General features: G+C 41.8%; 15 protein-coding genes. 3 read left to right on the top strand and 12 right to left on the bottom strand.

The window, feature by feature from the left end; genetic code table 11:
- Positions 1-438: 438 nt before the first annotated feature.
- Entirely contained in the window at positions 439-900 is a 462-nt protein-coding gene (locus ACFPA1_RS28610; RefSeq protein ID WP_378588443.1) for a CoxG family protein, read from the top strand.
- Between the two features lie 311 nt (positions 901-1211).
- Here the strand turns inward: ACFPA1_RS28610 and ACFPA1_RS28605 are convergent, their stop codons facing one another.
- The 4 genes from ACFPA1_RS28605 to ACFPA1_RS28590 form a co-directional block, all read right to left on the bottom strand.
- A complete protein-coding gene (locus tag ACFPA1_RS28605) occupies positions 1212-2447 on the bottom strand; it encodes an MFS transporter (RefSeq protein ID WP_378588441.1) in 1236 nt (411 codons plus the stop codon).
- Between the two features lie 222 nt (positions 2448-2669).
- Positions 2670-3521, bottom strand: coding sequence for a creatininase family protein (locus tag ACFPA1_RS28600; RefSeq protein ID WP_378588438.1), 852 nt, complete (start codon positions 3519-3521; stop codon positions 2670-2672).
- 38 nt (positions 3522-3559) lie between these two features.
- On the bottom strand, positions 3560-4924 hold the full coding sequence (locus ACFPA1_RS28595) for an MFS transporter (protein ID WP_378588435.1): 1365 nt from the start codon (positions 4922-4924) through the stop codon (positions 3560-3562).
- Positions 4925-5112: 188 nt separating this feature from the next.
- Positions 5113-5865, bottom strand: coding sequence for a helix-turn-helix transcriptional regulator (locus ACFPA1_RS28590; protein WP_378588432.1), 753 nt, complete (start codon positions 5863-5865; stop codon positions 5113-5115).
- Between the two features lie 410 nt (positions 5866-6275).
- Between ACFPA1_RS28590 and ACFPA1_RS28585 the strand changes: the two genes are divergently transcribed.
- On the top strand, positions 6276-9308 hold the full coding sequence (locus tag ACFPA1_RS28585; protein ID WP_378588430.1) for an efflux RND transporter permease subunit: 3033 nt from the start codon (positions 6276-6278) through the stop codon (positions 9306-9308).
- A gap of 111 nt (positions 9309-9419) precedes the next feature.
- On the opposite strand, the gene ACFPA1_RS28580 is transcribed toward ACFPA1_RS28585, so the two are convergent.
- Together ACFPA1_RS28580 and ACFPA1_RS28575 are read right to left on the bottom strand one after the other, a co-directional pair.
- Positions 9420-10535, bottom strand: a complete 1116-nt coding sequence (locus tag ACFPA1_RS28580) for a M20 metallopeptidase family protein (RefSeq protein WP_378588427.1) — start codon at positions 10533-10535, stop codon at positions 9420-9422.
- A gap of 104 nt (positions 10536-10639) precedes the next feature.
- On the bottom strand, positions 10640-12100 hold the full coding sequence (locus ACFPA1_RS28575) for an amino acid permease (protein ID WP_378588425.1): 1461 nt from the start codon (positions 12098-12100) through the stop codon (positions 10640-10642).
- Positions 12101-12441: 341 nt separating this feature from the next.
- Between ACFPA1_RS28575 and ACFPA1_RS28570 the strand changes: the two genes are divergently transcribed.
- On the top strand, positions 12442-13872 hold the full coding sequence (locus ACFPA1_RS28570; protein WP_378588423.1) for a sigma-54 interaction domain-containing protein: 1431 nt from the start codon (positions 12442-12444) through the stop codon (positions 13870-13872).
- Positions 13873-14005: 133 nt separating this feature from the next.
- Here ACFPA1_RS28570 and ACFPA1_RS28565 read toward each other — a convergent pair whose 3' ends face one another.
- From ACFPA1_RS28565 to gndA, 6 genes are all read right to left on the bottom strand, one after another.
- Positions 14006-16018: a (Fe-S)-binding protein gene (locus ACFPA1_RS28565; protein WP_378588420.1), complete on the bottom strand. Its 2013-nt coding sequence runs from the start codon at positions 16016-16018 to the stop codon at positions 14006-14008.
- A 50-nt stretch (positions 16019-16068) separates the two neighbouring features.
- Entirely contained in the window at positions 16069-16944 is an 876-nt protein-coding gene (locus tag ACFPA1_RS28560; RefSeq protein ID WP_378588418.1) for an electron transfer flavoprotein subunit beta/FixA family protein, read from the bottom strand.
- A 14-nt stretch (positions 16945-16958) separates the two neighbouring features.
- On the bottom strand, positions 16959-18035 hold the full coding sequence (locus ACFPA1_RS28555; protein ID WP_378588415.1) for an electron transfer flavoprotein subunit alpha/FixB family protein: 1077 nt from the start codon (positions 18033-18035) through the stop codon (positions 16959-16961).
- A gap of 19 nt (positions 18036-18054) precedes the next feature.
- Complete coding sequence (locus ACFPA1_RS28550) at positions 18055-20031, bottom strand: FAD-dependent oxidoreductase (protein WP_378588413.1); 1977 nt, start codon at positions 20029-20031, stop codon at positions 18055-18057.
- Between the two features lie 149 nt (positions 20032-20180).
- Positions 20181-21410: a PucR family transcriptional regulator gene (locus ACFPA1_RS28545; protein ID WP_378588410.1), complete on the bottom strand. Its 1230-nt coding sequence runs from the start codon at positions 21408-21410 to the stop codon at positions 20181-20183.
- Between the two features lie 195 nt (positions 21411-21605).
- Positions 21606-23021, bottom strand: a complete 1416-nt coding sequence (gene gndA, locus ACFPA1_RS28540; RefSeq protein ID WP_378588408.1) for an NADP-dependent phosphogluconate dehydrogenase — start codon at positions 23019-23021, stop codon at positions 21606-21608.
- Positions 23022-23048: the final 27 nt, after the last annotated feature.

The following is a 23048-nucleotide window of genomic DNA, read 5'->3' as shown; positions in this document are numbered from 1 at the left end:
ATAATTATTGTTTGTTGACGTTTTTGTTTGTTTAGTTTTCAAAGAACAATTTATTAGAGACAGATTTATAATATACCATCTCTCTCTGAACTAGTCAACTGCTTTTTTAAAAAGGCAGCAACCCGACTCAGCAACAGTAATTAATATTACAGTAGTGATCTTTAAATGTCAACTGTTTTTTAGAGATAAAATGTTTTTTGCTATCTCTCTTAGCGACAAATGTTATGTTACTAGATTATTTTTAACACGTCAATATATTTTTTTGCTTTTTTATGTTAAATCCCTAAACAACACCGCATTCTTATTGAATTAAAGTACCGGTACATTCGAAACCATTGAAATCCTTCACCCAAGCTATAAGGGACAAATCTCCCTTTAATTCATGGAACATATAGATATAAGAAGACCTTAATATTGTAACGGAAAGAAGGAAAATGAATGCCAACCGGAATGTATCAAACTGAGGTGGATGTCCCAATCAATAAGGTTTGGGATTTTGTTAAGGATATGGATAATTGGGCTCCACTTATCCCCGGATATATTCAACACCGGAAATTTACGAACCGTCAGTCTACTTGGGAGTTTAATAGTAACATCGGATTCATAAAGAAAAAAATTAGTCTGATGATCACCGTAAAGGAATGGATTGAACCGACAAAAATTACTTTTCAGTTAAAGGGGGTAAATGAGGGGCTCTCTGGAGAAGGATATTTCCTGGCAGAAGCGGTGGATAAAAATAAAACGAGGATCACAGGCTTTCTTGAGCTCACTGCCGGCGGCGCGATAGGGCCGGTGGTTAATGCAATCTTAAAGTCCCAGCTTCCTAAAGTAACAACGGATATGGTTACTGCAATCGCCACTAAATTGGAGCAAGTTCATAATAATGTATCTAGAGTTTAGCACCCAAAAAGGGACAGTCTCCCGTTACGTTTAACGTTAAAGGGGACTGTCCTATTTGCAGTTTACCAACTTCCGACATAATTCCCCATTTATTTTTTTAAATAATCGTTTGTTTTAAATTAATAATAGTGAAACCAAAATAAGCATTTATTTATTTTACAGCTAAAAACATTGTCGTTTACACAAACATTTGATTAAATACTAAAAAAACATTGCAACTTAAGGATTTTGCATAGTTATCATATAAAAAATATGCAAACATTTGTCGAGTTGAAAAATAAAAAATGAGGCAAAAGAACCGTCCCCATGCCTCATTCCTTGAGTGTGATTACTCCAATTAAGCCAATTATGGAGAAGATGACGGGTGTGATGAAACCGTGGTAGTAGCCGGCGCTTAAACTGCCTGAAGCGATCTGAAAGTGATCCAAGACATTTCCAAAGATACTTGGCAGCAATACGGCACTTAAGAATCCACCTGTATTCGCAAATCCGGAGGCTAGGCCGGATTCCATGATTGGAAAAGATTGACGAACAGCAGCAAACGTTAAGGCATTTGCCCCATACGCAAGGCCAATAACAAAGAAAAGCGTCGTTAATAAGAAATTGGGAGGATTCCCATTAAATAAAAGAAAGGTAGACCAACTTAATAATAGAATGATATGGACAAACACATAAGGGCGTTTAATCATCTCTAGCCGGCTTGAAATCCAGCCAGATAAAGGAGCACCAATCAGTGCCCCGACCAGACCAATCAAAATGAGCTGGCTCGCCTCGGAACGTGTCATTCCATACATATCCATCCCATAGGGCACAGCCCATGAACCGATAAAACCTACATATGTTCCGACAATCCCAAAGTGACATAAGAATAACGCCCATGCCTGGCGATTCGAAACAATTCTTCGCAACAATACCAACGATTTCTCCCGTTGGATCTCTTCTTTTTCAATTATTGTTTTATCAGAAAGGATTTGTTTTGGCTTTTTGATGAGCACAAAATAAAGGAAAATGCCACAAAGACATAATAATAGACCGGTTGAAAAAAACGCTGCCCTCCAACCAAGCAGGTCAATCCATAAGGAGAATGGGACTGTCGCCAGCAGAAAACCAAGACTCCCCGTCATGGCCGCCACACCTATTAAGCGGGTAAATTCCTTCGCATTAAACCATTGGCTCAAGATTAACACCATATTGACCCAGATGGTTGCATCCCCCATCCCCGTCAGGATTCTCGCAAAAAACAAAACAAACTCATGGGTGCCGAGACTATAAATGATGGTACCAAGACCCGTAAGGATCGCGCCGATAATGAGAAAAAAATTGGGGCCAAATCGGTCAGCCATAATCCCCATCGGAATTTGCAAACCCGTGTATACAAAAAATTGAATGCTTGCCAGTAATCCAATCGTTGTTGCGGTTACATGAAAATCCCTCATCAATTGGTCCGTAATCAAGCCCGGAGCAGTCCGCTGGCTCGACATAAATAAATAAGTAAACAGTACGGAAGCAAATACAATCCATCTAAATCGGTTATTTTGTTTACCCAATGTTTCTACCTCTGTTGACTTTTTTCTTTATATATATGGTGTTTTATATGGTTGTGAACCCAGTTTTTGAAACGGATAAATTATGATTTAGGTTCCTCTTAAAACTTTCCTCCATGTAGTTCTCCTACCGACGAGAAGATTAAACGACAGGTACCTGAACTACAAAAAAGCGACTCCCATATTAAGAATCGCTTTTTGAAGACCTCATTTATTCATTGAAATTTATGCCTTTCCGCCTGGCAAATGTGCCCCGTATTTTGGAAGAATGGTATCCCTCGTATAATCATCCACCTGACGAAGGGTTTCAACGATAGCCGGCATATCCAATGCTTTCACAAGTTCATTAATGGCTTGGACACCTGCATCTGCATGCCCTTCTCTTTCCTCAGCTGTTGTCAAAAGCGGTGTAGCCATATGATCAGACGGCTCATAGAAGTAAGAACCCACTGCGCCGGATTGGTAAGCGTACTTCCCTAATGTATTGCCGGGATTTTTACTCATCCCTGCTAACATATGCTGCACTTCGTAAGTCACAGAAGGAGATTCAGGCATATTCAATGGAACATCTTCTAATCTGCCTAAAATTTTATAAGCACCAATCGTCATCTCATGGAATGAATCCATCAGATTGAAATTAGCTGCCTCTGCTGCTTTTAAAACGTCCATATACAGGGCAGGCACTTTCGTCTCATCAAAGAAATCACGAACCATGCCGCTTACGGTCAAATAAGCCGGGCCATGACTGGTGATATAGATTTGCCGTCTAAAGCCTTGATTCAGCAGAGACTTGGCGATTTTATCTAAATACGCCATTCCGTCCTTTACGCTCATTTGAATCGTTCCCCGGCCGACAATCGTTCCGCCTGGGAAGAAATACGGTAAGTTGTGCAACACAAGCCCATCTGATTCTTCCGCCATTTTTAAAGCGATCGCTTCCGCTAATACCGTCTCGGAATCCAGCGGTAAAGCTCCATGTGTTTCCGTTACTCCAACAGGAACAAATATAATATCATTTCTATTTAAATATTCTTCAACTTCCCCATTGGTCAGTTTTGAAAGGAATCTAGTACGCATATGAATCTCTTCTTTCTTGAAATTTCTATAAAAACCTATTAAACTGCTCTTCTTTCTTTTAATAGCGCATACATTTCATTTGTTCTCTTTTCATTCAGGTTATAGATCATCCCTACACCAATCAACATTAAAATGAATGCAGCGATTGGCATGCCGGTGTACATTTTTAATACACCTTCTGCTACTGCCGGTGATTGAGATTTTGCCCCGGAAACGAAGCCTACCCAACCTAATGCATAACTGCCGAGAGCGGAACCTAAACCCATCCCCACTTTACGAGCAAAGGAATACAAGGAATAAAGTGTTCCTTCGTAATGTTTCCCAGTTTGAAGCTCTGCATAGTCGATGCAATCTGTTACAAGAGCCCAAACAACCATAACGAAGACAGCAGAACCGATTGTAGCAAGGTTATATAAAACCATAAACACATATACGTTTTGAATTGTAACCAATGTCATTATGGCTGTTGCAACTAAACTAAAGATCGCAGTAGCTATGACTAAATTTCTTTTATTAAACTTCACAACTAGTTTAGGAACTATCGCGAATAACACGAGCGTGACACCAATGCTAATGAAAGAGTTGATAGCAAAAGCGCTTGGCATACCATAACGTTCCGCAAAAACAATTGGAGCTAATTGGCTTACACCATTGATCATAAGAAGAGAACCTATTGATGCAACCATCATTCCAATTAAAGGTCTATTTTTAATCGCTACCTTAAATGCATCCTTAAAACTGTAATCGGAATTGGCTCCTGCTGTATGATCATCACGAATACGTTCTGTTGATAATTTTACAAGTCCTGTATAAGCTAATACCGATAAAATACTAAATACAATGGCAATTTGAAAGAATGCATCCGGAACTACAGCCTTAGATTTATCATAGATAAACATTGGAACGAAGGATAAGAATCCAACTCCAACAACCATACCGCCAATCGCACGGGCACGAGATAATTTTGTGCGTTCAACAGGATCATTTGTAATAACAGATGCTAGCGAGCCATAAGGGATCGAGTCAGCTGTATAAGCAACACAGAAGAATAAATAAACGAATACTACCCAGATATGAGTTGCTGCGGATCCCCAACTGGATACGTTTGCAAAAGCTAATAAGCAGGAAGCGGCTAAAATCCATTTAGAAATATTAATATACGGCAAGAATTTATCGCCAGATTTGCCTAATTTCCAACGGTCAGGAAGAGTCCCCATTACCACATTGCAAATTGCATCAAAGAATTTGCCCAATAAAAACATCGTTCCCATAAAGTAAGGGCTTACCCCTAATACGTAGGTACAGAAGATTAAGAAAAACCCACCTATATATAAGTTAACAAAACTTCCCCCAATATCCCCTAGCGCATATCCAACCTGGTCTCTTACTCCAAACTTTTTCATATAAAACCCCCATTTTTCCTTGTAGATTTTGCAAACGCTTAATTTATTTCTTGAAATTAAGTATATATCTGATTTTGAAAACGTTTTTATATTATAGTTGCATCCTTTTATAGTATAATTGCGAAATTTCTGTTTTAAAAAAAGTCCCAGAACGCAGAAAATAAGCGCATGAACTACTCACGCGCCCTTCATTTCTTTTTCAGCTTTTTAAATTCGACCGGGGTGATTCCTTCTACCTCTTTAAAAAATTTGGAGAAATATTGGGGGTTGCTGAATCCTACCATGATGGCAATTTCCGTCATGGTGAGATTTGAGTTCAGGATGAGCTCCTTTGCTTCCTTCATTCTTCTTAGGTTCCGGTAATTACTGATTGTTATGCCTTTTTCTTTTTTAAACGCCCGCATTAAATGTGAGGGGTGAACATGTATTTTTCGGGCTATTTCCTCCATTGAAATATCCTCTGCAAAGTTCATCTCTATATAGTTTTCTGCTTTCTCCACAATTGTTAAGCTGCCGCTATTTGATTTTCGGATTTTAGGGTCGGAATACTCTTTTATCATAAATGAATGAATCTGATCTAGTTTAGCGATGGTTTCGGCATGCTCAATCATAATGGCATATTTTTCTGAGATAAAGTGGCATTGCCATGGGCTTAATCCGCCCTTTTCTGCCGCATAGCTATAAAGGGTATTGTGTGATAATAGAATATTTTTATAGGATCGAATTTTATTATTCGGGACCCTGTTTAGAAGGTTAAATTGGTCATCTCTAAGCATCAGAAATGCATCATTTTCAAATTCAGTTATCAAGTCCCGATCACCCATTTGAATTCTATAGAGTAATTTTTCCCTTAACTTATGCCCGGCTTCAATGTATTCAGGTGTAAGTCCATTTCGATTAATATTTGGATTTGGAGTATCTGTTTGCTGATGATCGTTCATTCATTTTCCCTGCCTTACACATTTGGCTTATCCACCTATTATATTATTTTTTGCTACTTTCTTGCATTTAATTAAGAGACCTCGTCTGCCTCTTGCTTCTGCAGCCGTATTTTAATGACAAAAGGAATCTAATATACAGACTTATGTCAAAGAGATCCATGTAAAAATGAAGCACAAGAACCGTCCCCATGCCTCATTGATGACGAAAGTCACATAGATTTATTGACTTTGGTTACTATATCGGAAATGCCCTGTGGCCCTATAATCAAGATTGTTAAATACAAACTGCCAGCTGGATCGTCCTCTTAGGTTATTTTTTTGTAAATTTAAGAAAAACGGACTATTCAGAATGTGGCAGAAAAGGTATAATTTACCTGTTTGTATTACTTTTGTACTAGGGGGTACATATTATGACTTGGTTTACCAAGTGGGCGCTACGGAATAAAGCGGCATTAACCTTTTCCGTACTTGCCTCAATGATCTTTGGTATTTTCAGTTACACTACGATTCCAATGGAGCTAATGCCATCTGCTGATCAGCCGTACGTTACGATTTCAGTCGTCGGAAACGGCGTCGATGCCGTCAGCATGGATGAACAGGTCACACAGCCAATTGAAAAAGCCATAAACGGCGTCAAAGGAAAACAAAATGTAGTCGCACAAACCGGGAATAACTTTACCCAATTGACGGTCACCTTTGAATCCAGCATTGATATCAAAGAGGCAAAACAGCAAATACAAGAAAGAATTTCGATGGTCAATCTCCCCAATGGAGTCATGAAACCATACGTAGTCAACCTCAACACATCTGAAATTCCAATTGTAGAATTAGGCCTCACCTTTGATAAGGAAGTTGGCAATACTGAGCTAAATCTTGTAGAAAATGAGATTATGCCGATGTTCCAAGACTTAAAAGGTATCGGCAATGTCATCGTAAACGGCGGGAAAAATCAACAGGTAATGATTAAAGTCGATCCAGAAAAATTAGCCGCTGCTGGGTTCCCGCTTGAAAAACTTTATACTCTTCTTCAAGGAAAAAATGCATCCGTCGCAATGGGGGAGCAAACGCTAAATAACGAAGCAACAAGCATTATCGTAACAGGCAAATTAGAATCGCTTAACGACCTCAAAAACATCCAGTTAAATGGTGACACTAAACTGCAGGATGTTGCCGATATTACCATGCAAAAAGATACACAAAGCATTACCCATTTGAACGGAAAGAATTTCATTGACGTTGTTATTCAGAAGGATTCTACCTCCAATGCCGTAACCCTTGGGCAAGAGGTCCAAGACACTGTTAAAAAAATCAATCAAGACTACAAGGGAACGCTCCAAGCAACGATTGTGATGAATTTGGGCGATACAGTTCTTGATTCCATCAATTCGATGACAAGAGAAGTATTGACTGGAGCATTATTTGCAACACTTATTATCTGGTTATTCCTGCGCAGTTTCCGGATGACCCTGATCACGATTGTCAGTATTCCGCTGTCACTTTGCATTACGATGATTCTACTTTCTTTCTTTGGCGTTACCTTAAACATCCTCACGCTCGGAGGAATTGCGGTATCAGTCGGACGGTTAGTAGATGACAGTATCGTGGTAGTAGAAAATATTTACCGAAGGAAAAAAGATAATGAATTGACCCCCGCTTTTCTGGTAGAAGCGGTAAAAGAAGTGGGAGCAGCCATTACGTCTTCCACTCTCACAACGGTGGCCGTATTCCTTCCAATGCTGATTGTTTCTGGAGGTTTACGTGATATTGTTGCTCCGTTCGCCATTACAATCACTTGTTCATTACTAGCTTCACTGCTTGTTTCGCTGACAGTGGTTCCAGCACTCAGCGGCCGGATGATGTCAAAAGTAAAGATGAAAGAACACAAGCAGAATTCCTTCTACCCATCACTGTTGAAATGGTCGCTTAACCATAAATGGCTGCCCATCACAATAGCCGTTCTCGTTGTGGTCGGGTCTGTCGGGTTATTTGTGAGCATGCCTAAAGGGTCTGTCGATCAAAAGGATTCCGCCTATATAGAAATCGGTCTTCGCTATCAAAACGGAACTCCATTTAGCGAAATGGAAGATGGGGTTGCGAAAATGGAGAACATCCTTGCTGATAAAGAGGGTGTAAAAACCCATATTACCATAGCGGGAGTCAATGAGGACGCTGCCCAATATGGCAATCTGCAGGATGCAAATATGGTACGTTTTATGGTTTTTCCTAAAGAGGGAACCGATTCCGCCAAATTTGTAAAAGACATCCGAAAAACAAAAGATCAGTTCCCCGATGCGGAGCTTACAGCTGACACCGCTGGATTAATGGGAACCAACAAAACGACTGTTTCCATTGATGTCATTGGAAAGAATGATGACGACATTAAAAAAGCCGCTGATAAGGTGAAGGAAAAAATCAGCAGCATTGATGGCGTCCTAAAAGTAGAAAGCAACGATCAAAATACAAAGCCAACCGTTACCATTCAGGTAGATTCAAAAGTAGCAAATGCGCAGGAAATCTCCCAGTCGATTTATGCAATGATTAAGCCTGCTGCCATTGGAAGCATCAAAATAGACGGACGGACCACCGCCGTTAAATTAGGAGCACTAAAAGAAATTCAAACGGCAGACGATTTGAAAAATCTTCAGCTGATGACTCCAAATGGACCTGTTGCTTTATCAAGCATTGCAAAGGTTGAGGAAAGCAAAGAACAAGGTACCATTTTTACAAAGGACGGACATCATTATCTTCAAGTCACGTCTCAAGTCAATCCGGACAAAATGGTGGACGTAGCCGGCAAAATACAGCAACAGCTTGTCACTTGGAGCAAGGATAATACGTTTGCCAAAGGTATAAGCGCGGAACTTACCGGTTCTTCCATGCAGTCATCCGATCAATTAGGGGAACTCGCCAAACTTGCCATGTTCTCCATTGGAATCGTGTTTATGATTTTGCTTGTCACCTTAAAGTCGTTCCGGGCAAGCATCGCTATCTTGATTTCGCTGCCGCTTGCAGCAATTGGTTCGCTGTTAGGGCTGGTTGTTACCAACTCCAGCATTAATATTTCTTCTGGCATCGGAATGCTGATGCTCGTCGGAATTGTGGTAACGAATGCGATCGTGCTGGTTGACCGAATCCGTCACAACGAGGAAAGAATGAGTATTCGCGAAGCGATATTGGAAGCTGGAACAGTACGTCTTCGCCCGATTTTGATGACAGCACTCGCAACGGTATTTGCCATGCTGCCACTCCTGTTTGCGCATGAATCAGCCATGAGCCTAAACCTTGTTTCCAAGGGACTTGCCGTCGTAGTTATTTTCGGACTCATCGTGTCCACCCTGCTGACACTGATTGTCATTCCGACATTCTATGAACTATTCCATTTCCGGAAAGCAAAAAAACAAAGGCTGCAGGCTGACCAAGTATCAGATACTTTAAGTCAATAAAAGTGGTTCACGGGACGGTTCTGCGGGACTAGAAATAATCAACTAGAACCGTCCCCGTGTATGCCCCAACTAGGGTTTGTTTTATACTTAAAAATTGCTTTAAATAGTTTTTTATAGCTCAGCTAGTCCTTTGAATAGTTCCACTCCAGTTTCAATGAGGTCATCTTGGAAGTCATACTCATAGCTATGCAAATTCGGGTAGTCTTCTCCGTTTCCAATACAACAGTAAGAACCTTTTGTGAGTTTCGTGTAGTGACCGAAATCTTCTGATGCACGGAACGCTTCCGTCATTTCAGCCATTGGAATGCCTTTTTCTTTGCAGACTTGACGAATTTTGTCAGAGCTCTCTTTATGGTTTGCTGTTTCTGGGAACTCCTCCTGATACTCAAAGCTCACCTTGAGCCCATAGTTTTCTGCTTCAGCCTTTGCAGCCTTTTCCAGATTCTCCTGAAGTTTGACCATCTCTTCTTCGTAACGTGCTCGAATCGTCATCCTTAATACACCCTTGCTTGCATTTACACCGAATGCTTTTGCACCAATATCCACTTGAACGATCGTGCATAGAACGATTCCTTTATTGTTTGCAGGAGAAATGTATCCAGGAATAGCATCAATGATCTTTGCAATAGCAAATGATGGATTTATACCTTTTTCTGGTTCGCTGGCGTGAGAAGGAACACCTTCCATATAGATGGACATACCCTTGGATGCAAATTGTGCTGTTCCATCAATGACATGGACCGTATTTTTTTCAACACCACTCCAATTATGCCAGCCAAAGATTTCATCAATATTGTTTTCCTTGATAAAAACAGAGCATTCGGCAGCACCGTTCCCTGTTTCCTCTGCGTGCTGAAACAGGAAGAAGATGTTACTGTCACAGCCTTTCTGGTCAATCTCCAAAGCGAAACCACAAAGAGTTGCAGAATGTCCATCATGTCCACATTTGTGAGAAACACCTGGGAACTTAGAACCGTATGGGAGATGGATTGTTTCCTCTATTGGAAGAGCATCGAAATCTGCTCGGAAAGCTATGTTCCTTCTTCCAATCTTGGAGTGATAGATTGCATAGAACCATGAGCCTCTGTCGACAATTTCGAGCTGTGTATATTTTTTAAGAAAATCAATCAAGTATTGTTTCGTCCAAAATTCCTGATTCGAAAGTTCGGGATGCTGATGTAAATCATGTCGCAATTGTATAGCCAATTCTAGATTTTTACTTTCCATTTTCATTCTGTCTCCCTGAATTAATGGCAAAAACCCTGCTTTCCAGAAGGATTACCAGGGTATTGCATCAAATGATTTTAGCGTGATGATACAAATAAAATTCTTTATTTTATTTCTGTTTCATTGATATGCGCCTTTAAGAACGGCTCATAGTTCATTTCCTGCAGCTTCCCTTTTTTATTCAGGTACCTGCCAATAATAAAGTACAATATTAGCATCGGTACTCCAATGTAGAAGGAAAATCTTGTATCAGGGCTGTAGGCGGTGTAAATGGCAATACCAACTAAAACCAATAAGCAGATGATCGTTGGAATCGGATAAGTTCCCATTTTGAACTTTAGCTTGTCTACAGAACCTCCGTTTGCCACCAGCCATTTTCTAAACCGATAATGGGAGAGAAAACTGCCGAACCAGCCAAGCAGAGTATTGAATCCAGCGATGGATGTCAGCCAAATGAACACTTTATCCGGTGAAACGAAGTTGGTGATAAGAGAAATCTGACCCAGAAATAAAGTCAGAATAACCGCATTCGTTGGGATCCCGCGTTTGTTCACTTTTCCTAATGCTTTCGGTGCTTTTCCTTCTTTTGATAATGCAATTAATGTTCTGCTAAGTAAATATACGATGGAGTTTGCAGCAGAAGCTAAAGATGTAAGAATAACGATATTCATAATTGCAGCCGCACCTGGTATACCGGCAAAGTCAAATAAACCAGCATAACCATTACTCAAAACGCTTACATTTTTGTGAGGAACAACCAAACCCATAACTGTTATCGAACCAACATAAAAAATTAATATCCGGAAGAAGATTGTGTTGATGGCTTTAGGGACATTCTTCTGAGGGTCTACCGTTTCTCCAGCTGCTGATACAACCGTTTCAACCCCTAAATAAGACCAGACTACCCCAGTCATCATTAATATGACGGCTGTAAATCCATTCGGGAACACGGACTCGCTCGTCCAGTTGGATAATCCAATAAATCCTTGATGTCCAATCACTCCAAAGATCATTAGAACCCCCATAATCAAGAAAATGATAATGGCGAATACCTTAATTCCTGCAAACCAGTATTCAGCTTCTCCGTATGATTTAACATTGATCAAGTTTAAGACCAGAATCAATAATGAAATCGCGATACAGAATACAACCGGCGGAATGTTTGGGAAAAATTGATTTAATATCATTCCCCCTCCTACAATTTCAGCCCCAAGACCGAGAAAACCGTTAATGTATAAATTCCATCCGACCATGAAACCTAAAACCGGGTGGACAAACAAACCCGAATAAGTAGTATAAGCACCAGGAGTCGGCATGAAGGTGGACATTTCGCCAAGACCTTTCATTAAGACATAAACTAAAATTCCTATCACTAAATATGCAATAGGGCCCCCAAGAGCACCTGCCTTCGATACTACATTTCCCGAAGCAAGGAATAACCCTGTTCCAATTGTTCCACCAATGGACATCATAGTAATATGTCTACGTTTAAGCCCACGGTGCAACTCATTACCTTGATCCCCAAATTGTTTTTTTGGCTCCTCAATCTTTTTAGCAGCTTGCATAAAATTTCCCCTTTTTTCTTTAATTCGTTTCCGACTTGTTTTCTAAGTTCCAATTAGGATGCATTTTCTTGAGTACACTTTGTAATATTGCAAGAAGCATGCCAATTTCAAAAGACTGATAAATCAGCACATTCAAAAAAGAATTTACTAAATTTATAATTCATATCCAACTCAATGATTCTAATTAGATTCAAATCGTGTCGAAAAATGTATGAAAACGTCTTATAACATGCTATAGTTTCTTACATAGGGGTTCAATTTGAGTCGCATGCGAATCAAAAATACTGAAGGTTTAAAGCTTTTCTAGCATAAGGAAATATCTTATGAAAGGGGGAAACACTTTGACTGCAAAGATCTTACAACAATTTGATGGGCAATTACTCTTAAAAATTATTAATACATTAAAAGATCCTATTTGGATTATTGATAACCAAGGGAATGTATTATGGGTTAATCAAGCAGCTTATGATTTTTTTTCAGTATTACAAGTAGATGAATTGGTTGGCCAAAACGTAATAGAAATGGAAAAACGAGGTTTATTTACCCCTTCTATCGCACGGCTTGTTATCGAACAAAAACAGTTTGTAAGCACCACGCAGGTCACTCAAAATAATGTTCACTTGCTAGTTTCCAGTGACTATATCCCCGACGAGAACGGGGATATCCAATATATCGTTACCCATGCAAGACAATTATCCCAAGTTATCAATCAATCGAGTGAATTAGAAAAAATCGAATCTATTCTACAACTATATAAACAGCAAATTCGTCAACTCATCTTACAACAAAAAAATCAGCAGTATGAAGATTTCTATGTTGGAAAAAGTAAAGCCGCTCAGCACCTTTTCGAATGGTCTCAAAAGGTTGCGGATATCGATACAACGATTCTATTAACAGGAGAAACAGGTGTCGGAAAAACGGCCTTTGCCTACAGCATTCATCAGCTGAGCAGTCGCAATAATAAACCATTTATTCATTTAGACTGCGGTGCCATTCCAGAGTCCCTCATTGAATCTGAATTATTTGGCTACAAAAAAGGGGCATTTACAGGGGCCAATTCGAATGGAAAACTCGGTTTAATCACGGCTGCTGATCAAGGGACTTTGTTTTTAGACGAAATTGGGGAATTCCCTCTTCATCTACAATCAAAGCTTCTGCAATTCCTGCAAAACAAGACTTATCGGATGATTGGAGATAACCAAGTCCAACAAGCGGATGTACGAATTATTGCAGCAACCAATGTAAATATAATGGAACGCGTCAAAGCAGGAACATTCCGTAAGGACTTATTTTATCGTTTAAACATCCTTCCTATGGAAATTCCACCTTTACGTAAAAGAAAAGAAGATATTATTCCACTTTTGAATTTTTATTTAAAAAAATTCAATCAAAAGTATGGCCGTCAACATACTTTATCCAAAAACCTAATGGATGCCTTATACAATTACAGCTGGGATGGCAATATTCGTGAACTTGAAAATCTAATGGAACGATTAGTGATTACCTCTGCTGGACCAAAAATCGATATTGACGATTTACCAAGTGACTTCCCCCTTCACCAGTCTCAACAAATGCTCTTCCAAAACGTAGAAGAAGTGAGTTTACCAATCTATTTGGAACAGATTGAAAAAAACATTTTAATTAAAGCTTATAATGATACCAATAGTACTTGGAAAACAGCCAAAAAACTCGGTGTATCCCAATCCTATGTCATTCGCAGGCTAAAAAAATTCAATTTGAAAATACGCGAGAAGGAATTGGTTGAGGAGTAGGTCCATAGGGACAGTTGGACGGTTCTTATGCCTCACTTTCTGTCTTTGAACAGAATGACACAGCAGAACCTTCCCCACTATCCCAGAACCACTCAAAATGAGGCATGAGAACCGTCCCCATGCCTCACTTACCTTATGAAACCGCAGCCTGAACGGCATTTGCATTTACCGCCATCAGTACTAGCTCTGATATATCAACCACTTTGATCTGGTCCCCTACGCCAAGGGAAGCGACTGCTGCTGTATACATAACCATATCTTTTGGACAGCTTACGACAAAGTGGGTTACTTCAGGTAATGTTAAGGCTTCTTTAATCCGGCTTTCTGAGGGGCGCTCTTGGACTCCTGATTCATTCATCCACATTCGGCCGCCGCCAGCGCCGCAGCATAAGCTTCCCCCGCGATTCCGCGGCATGTCTACAACCTCAACCCCGCAACGATTTAGGACCTCCCGCGGCTGTTCGAAAATCCCGTTCCACCGCCCGATATAACATGGATCATGGTACGTTGCCCTAATTCCAAGCGGGGACTCAACGGAAAGTCTTCCCTCATTGAATAATTCTAAAAATACCTGGCTGTAATGATAGACCGGCTTATCTAGCCCAAGCTTTTGATAGTCGTTAGCAAGCGCGTTGAAACTATGAGGGTCTGTAGTAAGAATCCGATCAAAGTTTGCTTCTTTTAACGAAGCCATGTTTTGATTTGCCAGCTGTTCAAAAAGTCCAATTTCCCCCATGCGAAGTGCATCATTTCCTGAGCTTACTTCACTGTTAAATAACAAACCAACATTTAAATCAGCCTTTTTAAATACTGAACTTACTGAGTGAATGGAATTTAAAACGCCCGGGTCCGTCTCAAAGGATGCTACATCACCCAAGAACCACAGCCAATCTACCTTTTCATTACGGGCGTCTTTGAAGCGGTAATCAACCGAAGCAGCCCAAGCCGGTCTTAGCTTTTGGTCTTTTCCATACACATTTCCGTGATCAATGAGACCCTCCAGCGTTGCTTGTGCCCGTTCTTCTAATAATCCATTCTCAACCAATGAAGCACGCAGCCCGACAATTTTTGGTACATGTTCAATGAATACCGGACAGGCCTCCTGGCATGCGCCGCAAGTGGTACATGACCAAAGCGTTTCAGCAGAAATCACATTTCCCGCAATTACCCAATCTTCATTCATTGCCGGCTTATTTCCATGCAGTTGTTCTAGATGAGCATCCCTTAGGTTTAGGATAAGCATCTTCGGTGATAAGGGAGACCCTGCTTTGTTGGCAGGACATACGTCTTGACAGCGTCCACATTCCGTACAGGTATATAAATCCAAAATGTCTTTCCATGTAAAGTCTTCATATGTTTTAATCTCCTCCAAAGACTGATTTGAGTCATCTTGTGAGACTAATTGGCCGGGCGGGTCCATTTTCCGGAAGAAGATCGCCGGTACTGCAAAAAAGACATGCAAGTGTTTCGACGTTGGCAGGTACATCATAAAAGCAAAGATGATTCCGATATCCATTAAATAGCCAATTGTATATCCAATAGCGGGTATATTGGTTTGGTCCAGCCCCAGGGCAATCCAAACCTTAGAAAGCATAACCCCAAGAAAATGGCCATCTTTCATTTCATCAATCCCGTATAACGAGTCTGCGACAAGCGGAAAAAACGATGTATGGATCACAATGCCAATCATAATGGCGGAAATCATTCCAAGGATTATTTCTCCATCGCGCTCATCTGACCCTTCATAGCGCTTCGGACGGATGACGCGGCGCTGGTAAATAGCCAGAACCACGCCAGTCAAAACTAGTAAAACCCACAAATCGATAACAGCTTGAAGTACCACCCCTACTGAAAATGTTGGGGAAATGACTTGCCCAATCGCTTCAATAATATCCAGCATCAGGATAACAAAACCGCTGAATATAAATAGGTGGATGATCCCCGCCAAACGGTTGCGCAACAGCCGTTTATGTCCAAATACCTGGACTACCATCGAGGAAAGCCGCTTCCCTATCTGATCCATCCGGTAAGTAGGCCGGCTCCGGCGCATTGCCAGCAAAATAGGTCTCAGTCTTAGAAGCATCAATACTATTGAAAAGCTCGCCAACAAAATGGTCAGCAGGCCTAAAAATTGTTGTAGAGTCATTCGTTTCACCATCCCCTCGCTGTTCAATCTAAATAGATAGACAGATAGTCTTACAGAAGTTTTTCAGGAAGCAGTTCCTTCTTCTTCAGAAATTCAATAATCTCCCGAACAGCCTCTGACGGTGCCGCTTCCACCATTTTTTTATCCCCTTCCTTCCCCGCTTTTGCAGTCTGTGCGGGGCCGCCGCCTCTTAGGAATTTTAAGCGGTCGGCCGCACTTTGACTTGAGTCGATAGCAGTCCGTTTCGTCCGCGGTTTCGGCGCTTCCACTGAGATTACCTTTGTTCCCGGCAGCCCGTCCCACTCCGGATTTACCACTTTGATCTGGACATGATTTTGACCGGCCCAGTTTCGGCGTTTGACGGAAACATATTTGACAGGAAAGTATCCAGCCTGGACCGATAGCAATGCCGGCATGCTTACCGAAAGTATTTGACGCCAGCCACCCTGGAGGCGCTGTCTCACTTCTAAGGTGTTCATGTCCCGTTTTTTGACGAAATCGACACGTGGGATACTTGGCATGCCGAGATAGGTTGCCAGTATCGCTGGCAGTGTTCCGGTACCGCCAGCATTACCGCATATAATCAAATCAAACGACTGCTTCCTTAGCCAATTAGCGAGAATAGTAGCCGTAACCGTAGAATCCTGCCCGACGAGGCCTGGAATTCTACTAATCCGAACAACCGAGTGAACCCCGTAAGCTAACGCATACTCCAAAGCCGCTTCACTAGATTCACCGCCAAAGCTAACGGCAATCAATTGATCATCTTTCCCACAGAGTGAACTTGCCAGTTGGATTGCCGCAACACTCGATGGTTCAATCATATATTTGACCGATGTTTGCTCATCAAAATACGTTTGTTTCACAGTCTCGAGTGTCGTACTTTGCAGCGATAAGAACGAATCGATGCATACAGCCACCTTCATATGTCATCCCCCACTTAATTGATCAAACTGACAGCTTTCGGTCTTTTGTCCGCAGCCTGTGATGTCCCGCCCGCTTCTAGTTCAGCTATTAATCCCCTTATGATGGTATCGGCATCACCGACAATTCCTAAATGGGCGATCTTAAATATATTTGCGTTCTTATCCGTATTAATGGCAATGATCACCTCAGAATCACGCATCCCATCGACATGCTGCGAAGCACCCGCTATCCCAGCGGCGATATACAAACGGGGTTTTACAATCTTCCCCGTTTGCCCCACCTGTCTAACATAAGGAACCCAGCCTAAATCTACCGCTACCCTGCTTGCCCCAACTGCCGCCTCAAGAAGAAATGCCAGTTCTTCCAGGGCTTTAAAGCCTTCCACTCCCTGAATGCCGCGGCCTCCGGCCACAATCCGTTCTGCCTCAACCAGATCTAGCTCGCTTGGGTTTGGCGGTAATAACTCTACCGTTTGAACAATCTCTGTTTGCTTCTTGCTAACATCCTGGCGCAGGATTTGTGCCTTTGCCTGCGGTTTCGTTTTTCCAAGGCCGGCAACTCCAGGCTTCAGACATACGCACCATGGATGATTGTCAGACATACTGATTGTCATTTGTCCTTTGTTTTGCCAGATGGATTGAATGACCTCAAGCTTGTTATCTGGAGTAAGTTTAAAACTGATGGCATCACGGGCGATTACTCCATCCCAAACACCAATCAGACGGCAAGCGCATTCAACCCATAAAGGGGTGGACGGACACAACAGCAGCCGGGGGAATTGACCATTCATGCTGTCGAGCAAAACCTGACTATAACCCATCATTGAGCCTGGTTTGCCAAGTTCCGCATGTTGTAAAACAAGAACTTTATCCGCACCATTTGCAGCTAATTGATGGCAATCTTGATCCGAGATCAGCTCAGACTTTCCAAACACAATCGCCAGTGTTTTCCATCCGGTCTTTTTGGCCAGCACCTGGGCATCTTGAAGTAATTCCAATGTGATTGTATCCCACTGCTTTCCCGTCCGTTCAGCAAGCACCCAAATCTGTGAATCCTCCACGAATCCGATGCTACTTGTTTTTTCAGGCACAAATCCCACCCCTTTTCACTTAAATCTGTCTAGCGACCCTTGTACCTTCTAACAGCGCATTATTTAAACCGCGTGCAGCAACCGCATCGCCAACAAGGTGAAGATCAGCTACTTTTCCTTTTAGTTCTTTCCATAAGCCGTCATTTGCAACTCCTTTTGCAGCAACTACCACCGTATCATATGGTCCCATTTCCCATTCACGGTGTGATAGATAATGTTCAACTAACACGGTTTTGTCCTCATTGATTTCTTTGGCATTTGTTACAGGAGTAATCTGTACACCCAGGCCATCCAAGCGGGCATATAAATCAGGGCGCATCGTTCCGTCAATTTCTTCCCCTACAACCCAAAGGCGTGAAATCACTTCAACAACATGGCCTCTTTCAGCAAGGAACTCCGCTACAGATAAACCTTCTTGATGGTGGTGTTCATCAATAAACAATACTCGTTCTCCGATTTGTGCGGTTTCGGCCAAGGCCTCTCTGGCGGTAACAACAAATGGTAAATCCGTTCCCGGAATATCGAGTCTTCTGGCAGTTGAACCAGTTGCAACAACGACTGAATCGGCACCAAATGCTACTACATCGTCTACAGTAGCGGTTTTACCCAATTGCAACTCAACACCTAACTTGCGGCACTGCCCTTCCAGCCAGTCGACGGAACTTGCCCAAGCTTCACGATTAGGGGCTTTGGCTGCCAAACGAATTTGTCCGCCTAGCTGGCCGCTTTGTTCCCAAATTGTTACATTATGTCCAATCTCTGCAGCCATACGTGCTGCTTCTAGTCCGCCTGGGCCTCCGCCAATGACTAATACTTTTTTCGCAACCTCTGCAGGCTTCCATTCCAGCAATTCGCTTTCGCGGCTGATGAGAGGATTTTGGACACAAACCATTGGTTTGCCGATATAAATTCTGCCGATACAGCCTTCATTGGCACCCATACAAATTCTGATGTCATCTATTTTTCCTTCCTGTGCCTTTTTAGGAAGGTCAGGGTCTGCGATAATGGCACGGTTCATTCCGACAAAATCTGCTTGCCCTTCTTCAAGAACTTGGTTTGCTTGCAGCGGGTGGACAATTCTTCCACAAGTTAAAACCGGAACATCACATCCATTTTCCTGCAAATAGGAGCGGATGGCCCCGGCAAAACCGGTAAAGATTCCAAGCGGATAGTTCATCGATGGAACGGTCAATGCTGTGTGATATTGCGTTGCGCCTACGGACCCGATGACATTGAGCAAGTCGATTTTTCCACTCTTCACACTTCGAAGCGCAATTTCCTGCATGTCTTCATTGGTAAGACCGCCTTCAATCAGTTCATCCCCTGTGATCCTTAACGCCACTAGGAAGTCATCCCCGACGGCGTCTCGAACGGCGTCGATCACTTGATTGCCAAATCTCATCCGGTTTTCCAAGCTGCCGCCATATTGATCGGTCCGGCGGTTTGAAATTGGCGACCAGAAGTTATCAATCATATGCCCGTGGGCTGCCGAGATTTCAACTCCATCAAATCCGCCTTTTTTCAGTCTTAATGCTGCCTGAACATAGGCATCCACTAACCAATCAATATCGTCAGGCTGAACAATATGCGGCATATGATAATGATTTGGTTCCGGTATATCGGACGGGGCATAGGTTGGGAGCCAGGTAACATCATTCCAGGTCCGGCGCCCGCGGTGTGAAATCTGGGCCATCAGAACGGTACCATAAGGTTTGATTTTTTCTGATATTTTTTTGAAATAAGGAATTACACTATCATCCCAGTTGTGAATTCCGCCCCAGTCGGAGTTTGGAGAAGTAGGATGGACGGAAGATGATCCCATCGTCATCAGCAATCCCACACCACCCCGGGCTTTGGCTACATTGTAATCGATGAATTGATCAGAAGGATTACTTGTAGGGTTAAAAGCGGTAGCATGCGCGGTAACCGCAATCCTATTTTTGATTTCAATGTGACGAATTTGTTTTGGGCTAAACAGCAGATCCAGATTTTCCATTTTTTCCTCTTCCTCCCTGAATGTTTCGTAATTTTTTTAATTTTATAAATTCCTTACTTGGTTTTAATTATAAAAACTCTCGCTGTTCTTTTCTTCGTATAAAATACAGAAAAAAAAGAGGCAATTTTTGCAAAAATACACAAATGCCTCTACGTTAAAAATTTTTCAGTTTTTAGGTCAAAATAAAGAATTAACTTTTGCATCGGATCCATTAAATCGATTTCCCCGATTTCCTCTATTCTCTTTAAGCGGTAATTAAGGGTATTGATATGAATATGCAGCGCACTTGCGGTTTCTTTAATATTGTCATGTTTTAAATAGATTTCTAGCGTTTTCAGCAAATTAGAATTTCCTTGCTGGTCATATTCGCCGATTTTCTGCAGTGCCTGATTCTGATAGGCTTCATCGGCATTTTTTTCTAAAATGGCGGGGATAAACCGAAAAAAACCTAATTGAGGATAATGGAAAATACCTTTTGTTTCCTCTGGAAGCTTTCGTTTAATCCCAATGACCGTTAAGGCTTCTTGGTAGCAGGTTTGGATTTTCCGATAATTGGAATAGACACACCCACAGCCTCCGATAAGCCCCGCAATCCCTAGTTTTTCCGTCATTTGCGAAATCGCACTCGAAATAAAACTGCTGCAATTTTTATTAGGAGTACCTTTCCAGGCATCAGGATTAACTAAAAAAATAAGCCTTTGGCCCTCATTACTACTCATGATGACCTGCACCGATTTGAAAGTGTTCGCTAAATAAGCAATTTGCCTATACATGCTTTCACTTATTTCTTCTGGAGATTCAAATACAATGACACTAAATTCGGGAGGAAGAGAGACCTTTACTTGCAGCGCCCTCTCCTTGATTCTTTCCGGAGTATTGATCTCACCCGATAGAATCTGCTGGAAAAACTTATGATATTCTTCGTGTTCATTTTTTCTTCTAGACCTATGCTGCAATAGTTTGATGCCCACTGCTTCTGCAGCCTCTTTAAGCAATTGGGTCTGCCACTCTTCATCAGCATGTCCGGAACCAATCACCCAAATATGGCCCAACAGGTCATTTCCATTCCTTACAGCAATCGCAATCCGGCTGCCAAAACCGGCCTCGTCAATGGGAGAAACACGAATGGGATTGTCACTGTTTTTCAGTTGTTGAATGACACCATCCCTCCATAACCCATTAATGATAATTTCCGGTACTTGGCGATTAATGATCGTCGCAATCCTGCCGGCGTCTGTGACCTTTTCATGCGAGCTATAGGCAAGAAGCCGGAAATTGACATCCTCCACCGTAACGGGACAACCAAGCAGATCGCTAATCGTATCCACCAGTTCTTCGAGACTATCAATGTGAACAAATGAATTACTATCTTTCCCCATCTACCTAACCCCTTTTAGTCGAATTCTATCATTACCCGCGAAGGAAATTTTCCAATCCCTATTTTATTTAAACCATGTTTAACTGTTCCCTACCAATGACGAATATCACATATTTGCATTTATTTTTCCGCCAATTGTGAATTATTCGAAAAATAAAAACCCTTGGCTAGGCCTAGGGTTTAAAATAGAATTTGTTTATTTTTCCAGCCACTCAGTATGGAAAATACCTTCTTGATCAACACGCTGATACGTGTGTGCACCAAAGTAATCACGCTGGGCTTGAAGGAGATTAGCCGGCAATGTCTCTGAACGATAACTATCATAGTAGGCAATCGCACTTGAAAAAGCGGGTACTGGAATGCCGGACGTAATGGCCACGGCCACTACTTCTCGTAACGAAGATTGATAGCTTTCGACAATCTCTTTAAAATAAGAATCTAATACTAGATTCGTAAGTCCTGGATTCCGGTCATATGCCTCTTTAATTTTTTGCAAGAATTGCGCCCGAATAATACAGCCGCCGCGGAAGATCATGGCGATATCGCCATAACGGAGGTTCCAATCATATTCTTCTGACGCAGTCCGCATTTGGGCGAATCCTTGTGCATAAGAACAGATTTTACTCATATATAAAGCTTTTCTTACCGCTTCAATGAATTCTTCCCTTTTGCCTTCAAAGGCAATTGCTTTTGGCCCTTTTAATAATTTGCTTGCCTTCACGCGCTCTTCTTTCATTGCGGAAATAAACCGGGCAAATACCGATTCAGTGATAATCGGGAGCGGAACTCCCAAATCCAGGGCATTCTGGCTTGTCCACTTGCCAGTGCCTTTTTGTCCGGCCGAATCCAAAATGACATCGACAAGCGGTTTGCCGGTTTGTTCGTCCACTTTTGTAAAAATATTGGCAGTGATCTCAATTAAATAACTGTCTAATTCCCCTTTATTCCACTCTAAAAATACTTCGTGAAGCTCTTCTGCTTTTAAACCCAGCAACTGTTTCATAATAAAATAGGCTTCCGAAATTAACTGCATATCACCATATTCAATTCCATTATGCACCATTTTTACATAATGTCCGGCCCCATTTGGTCCGATATATGTGCAGCAAGCATCTCCTTCTACCTTTGCAGAAATCGCCTCCAAAATGGGTTTCACCAATTCATAGGCTTCTTTCTGGCCGCCAGGCATGATGGAAGGACCCTTTAATGCTCCCTCTTCGCCTCCTGAAACACCTGTACCAATAAAATGAAGGCCTGCTTCCGCTAATTCCTTATTCCGTCTAATCGTATCCTGGAAAAACGTATTGCCGCCATCAATAAGTATGTCCCCTTCTTCAAGATGCGGTTTTAAAGATTGGATGGTCGCGTCTGTGGCCGTACCCGCTTGAACCATTAATAAAATTTTCCGGGGTCTTTCTAATGAATGTATAAACTCTTCCACACTATATGTTCCGACAATCTTTTTACCTGCTGCTTCTTTGTTTAAAAAAATTTCTGTCTTATCCGAGGAACGGTTATAAACCGAGACGGAATATCCCCGGCTTTCAATGTTTAATGCAAGGTTTTTCCCCATTACAGCTAAACCAATTACACCAATCTGTTGTTTTTGCAAAATTCCTTCTTCCTTTCCATATTAAAT

Origin of the sequence: Neobacillus sp. GCM10023253, assembly GCF_042653105.1 — a bacterium.
In the GTDB taxonomy this organism is placed as follows: domain Bacteria; phylum Bacillota; class Bacilli; order Bacillales; family Cytobacillaceae; genus Neobacillus; species Neobacillus citreus.
This window is presented reverse-complemented; position numbering and strand designations above follow the sequence as displayed.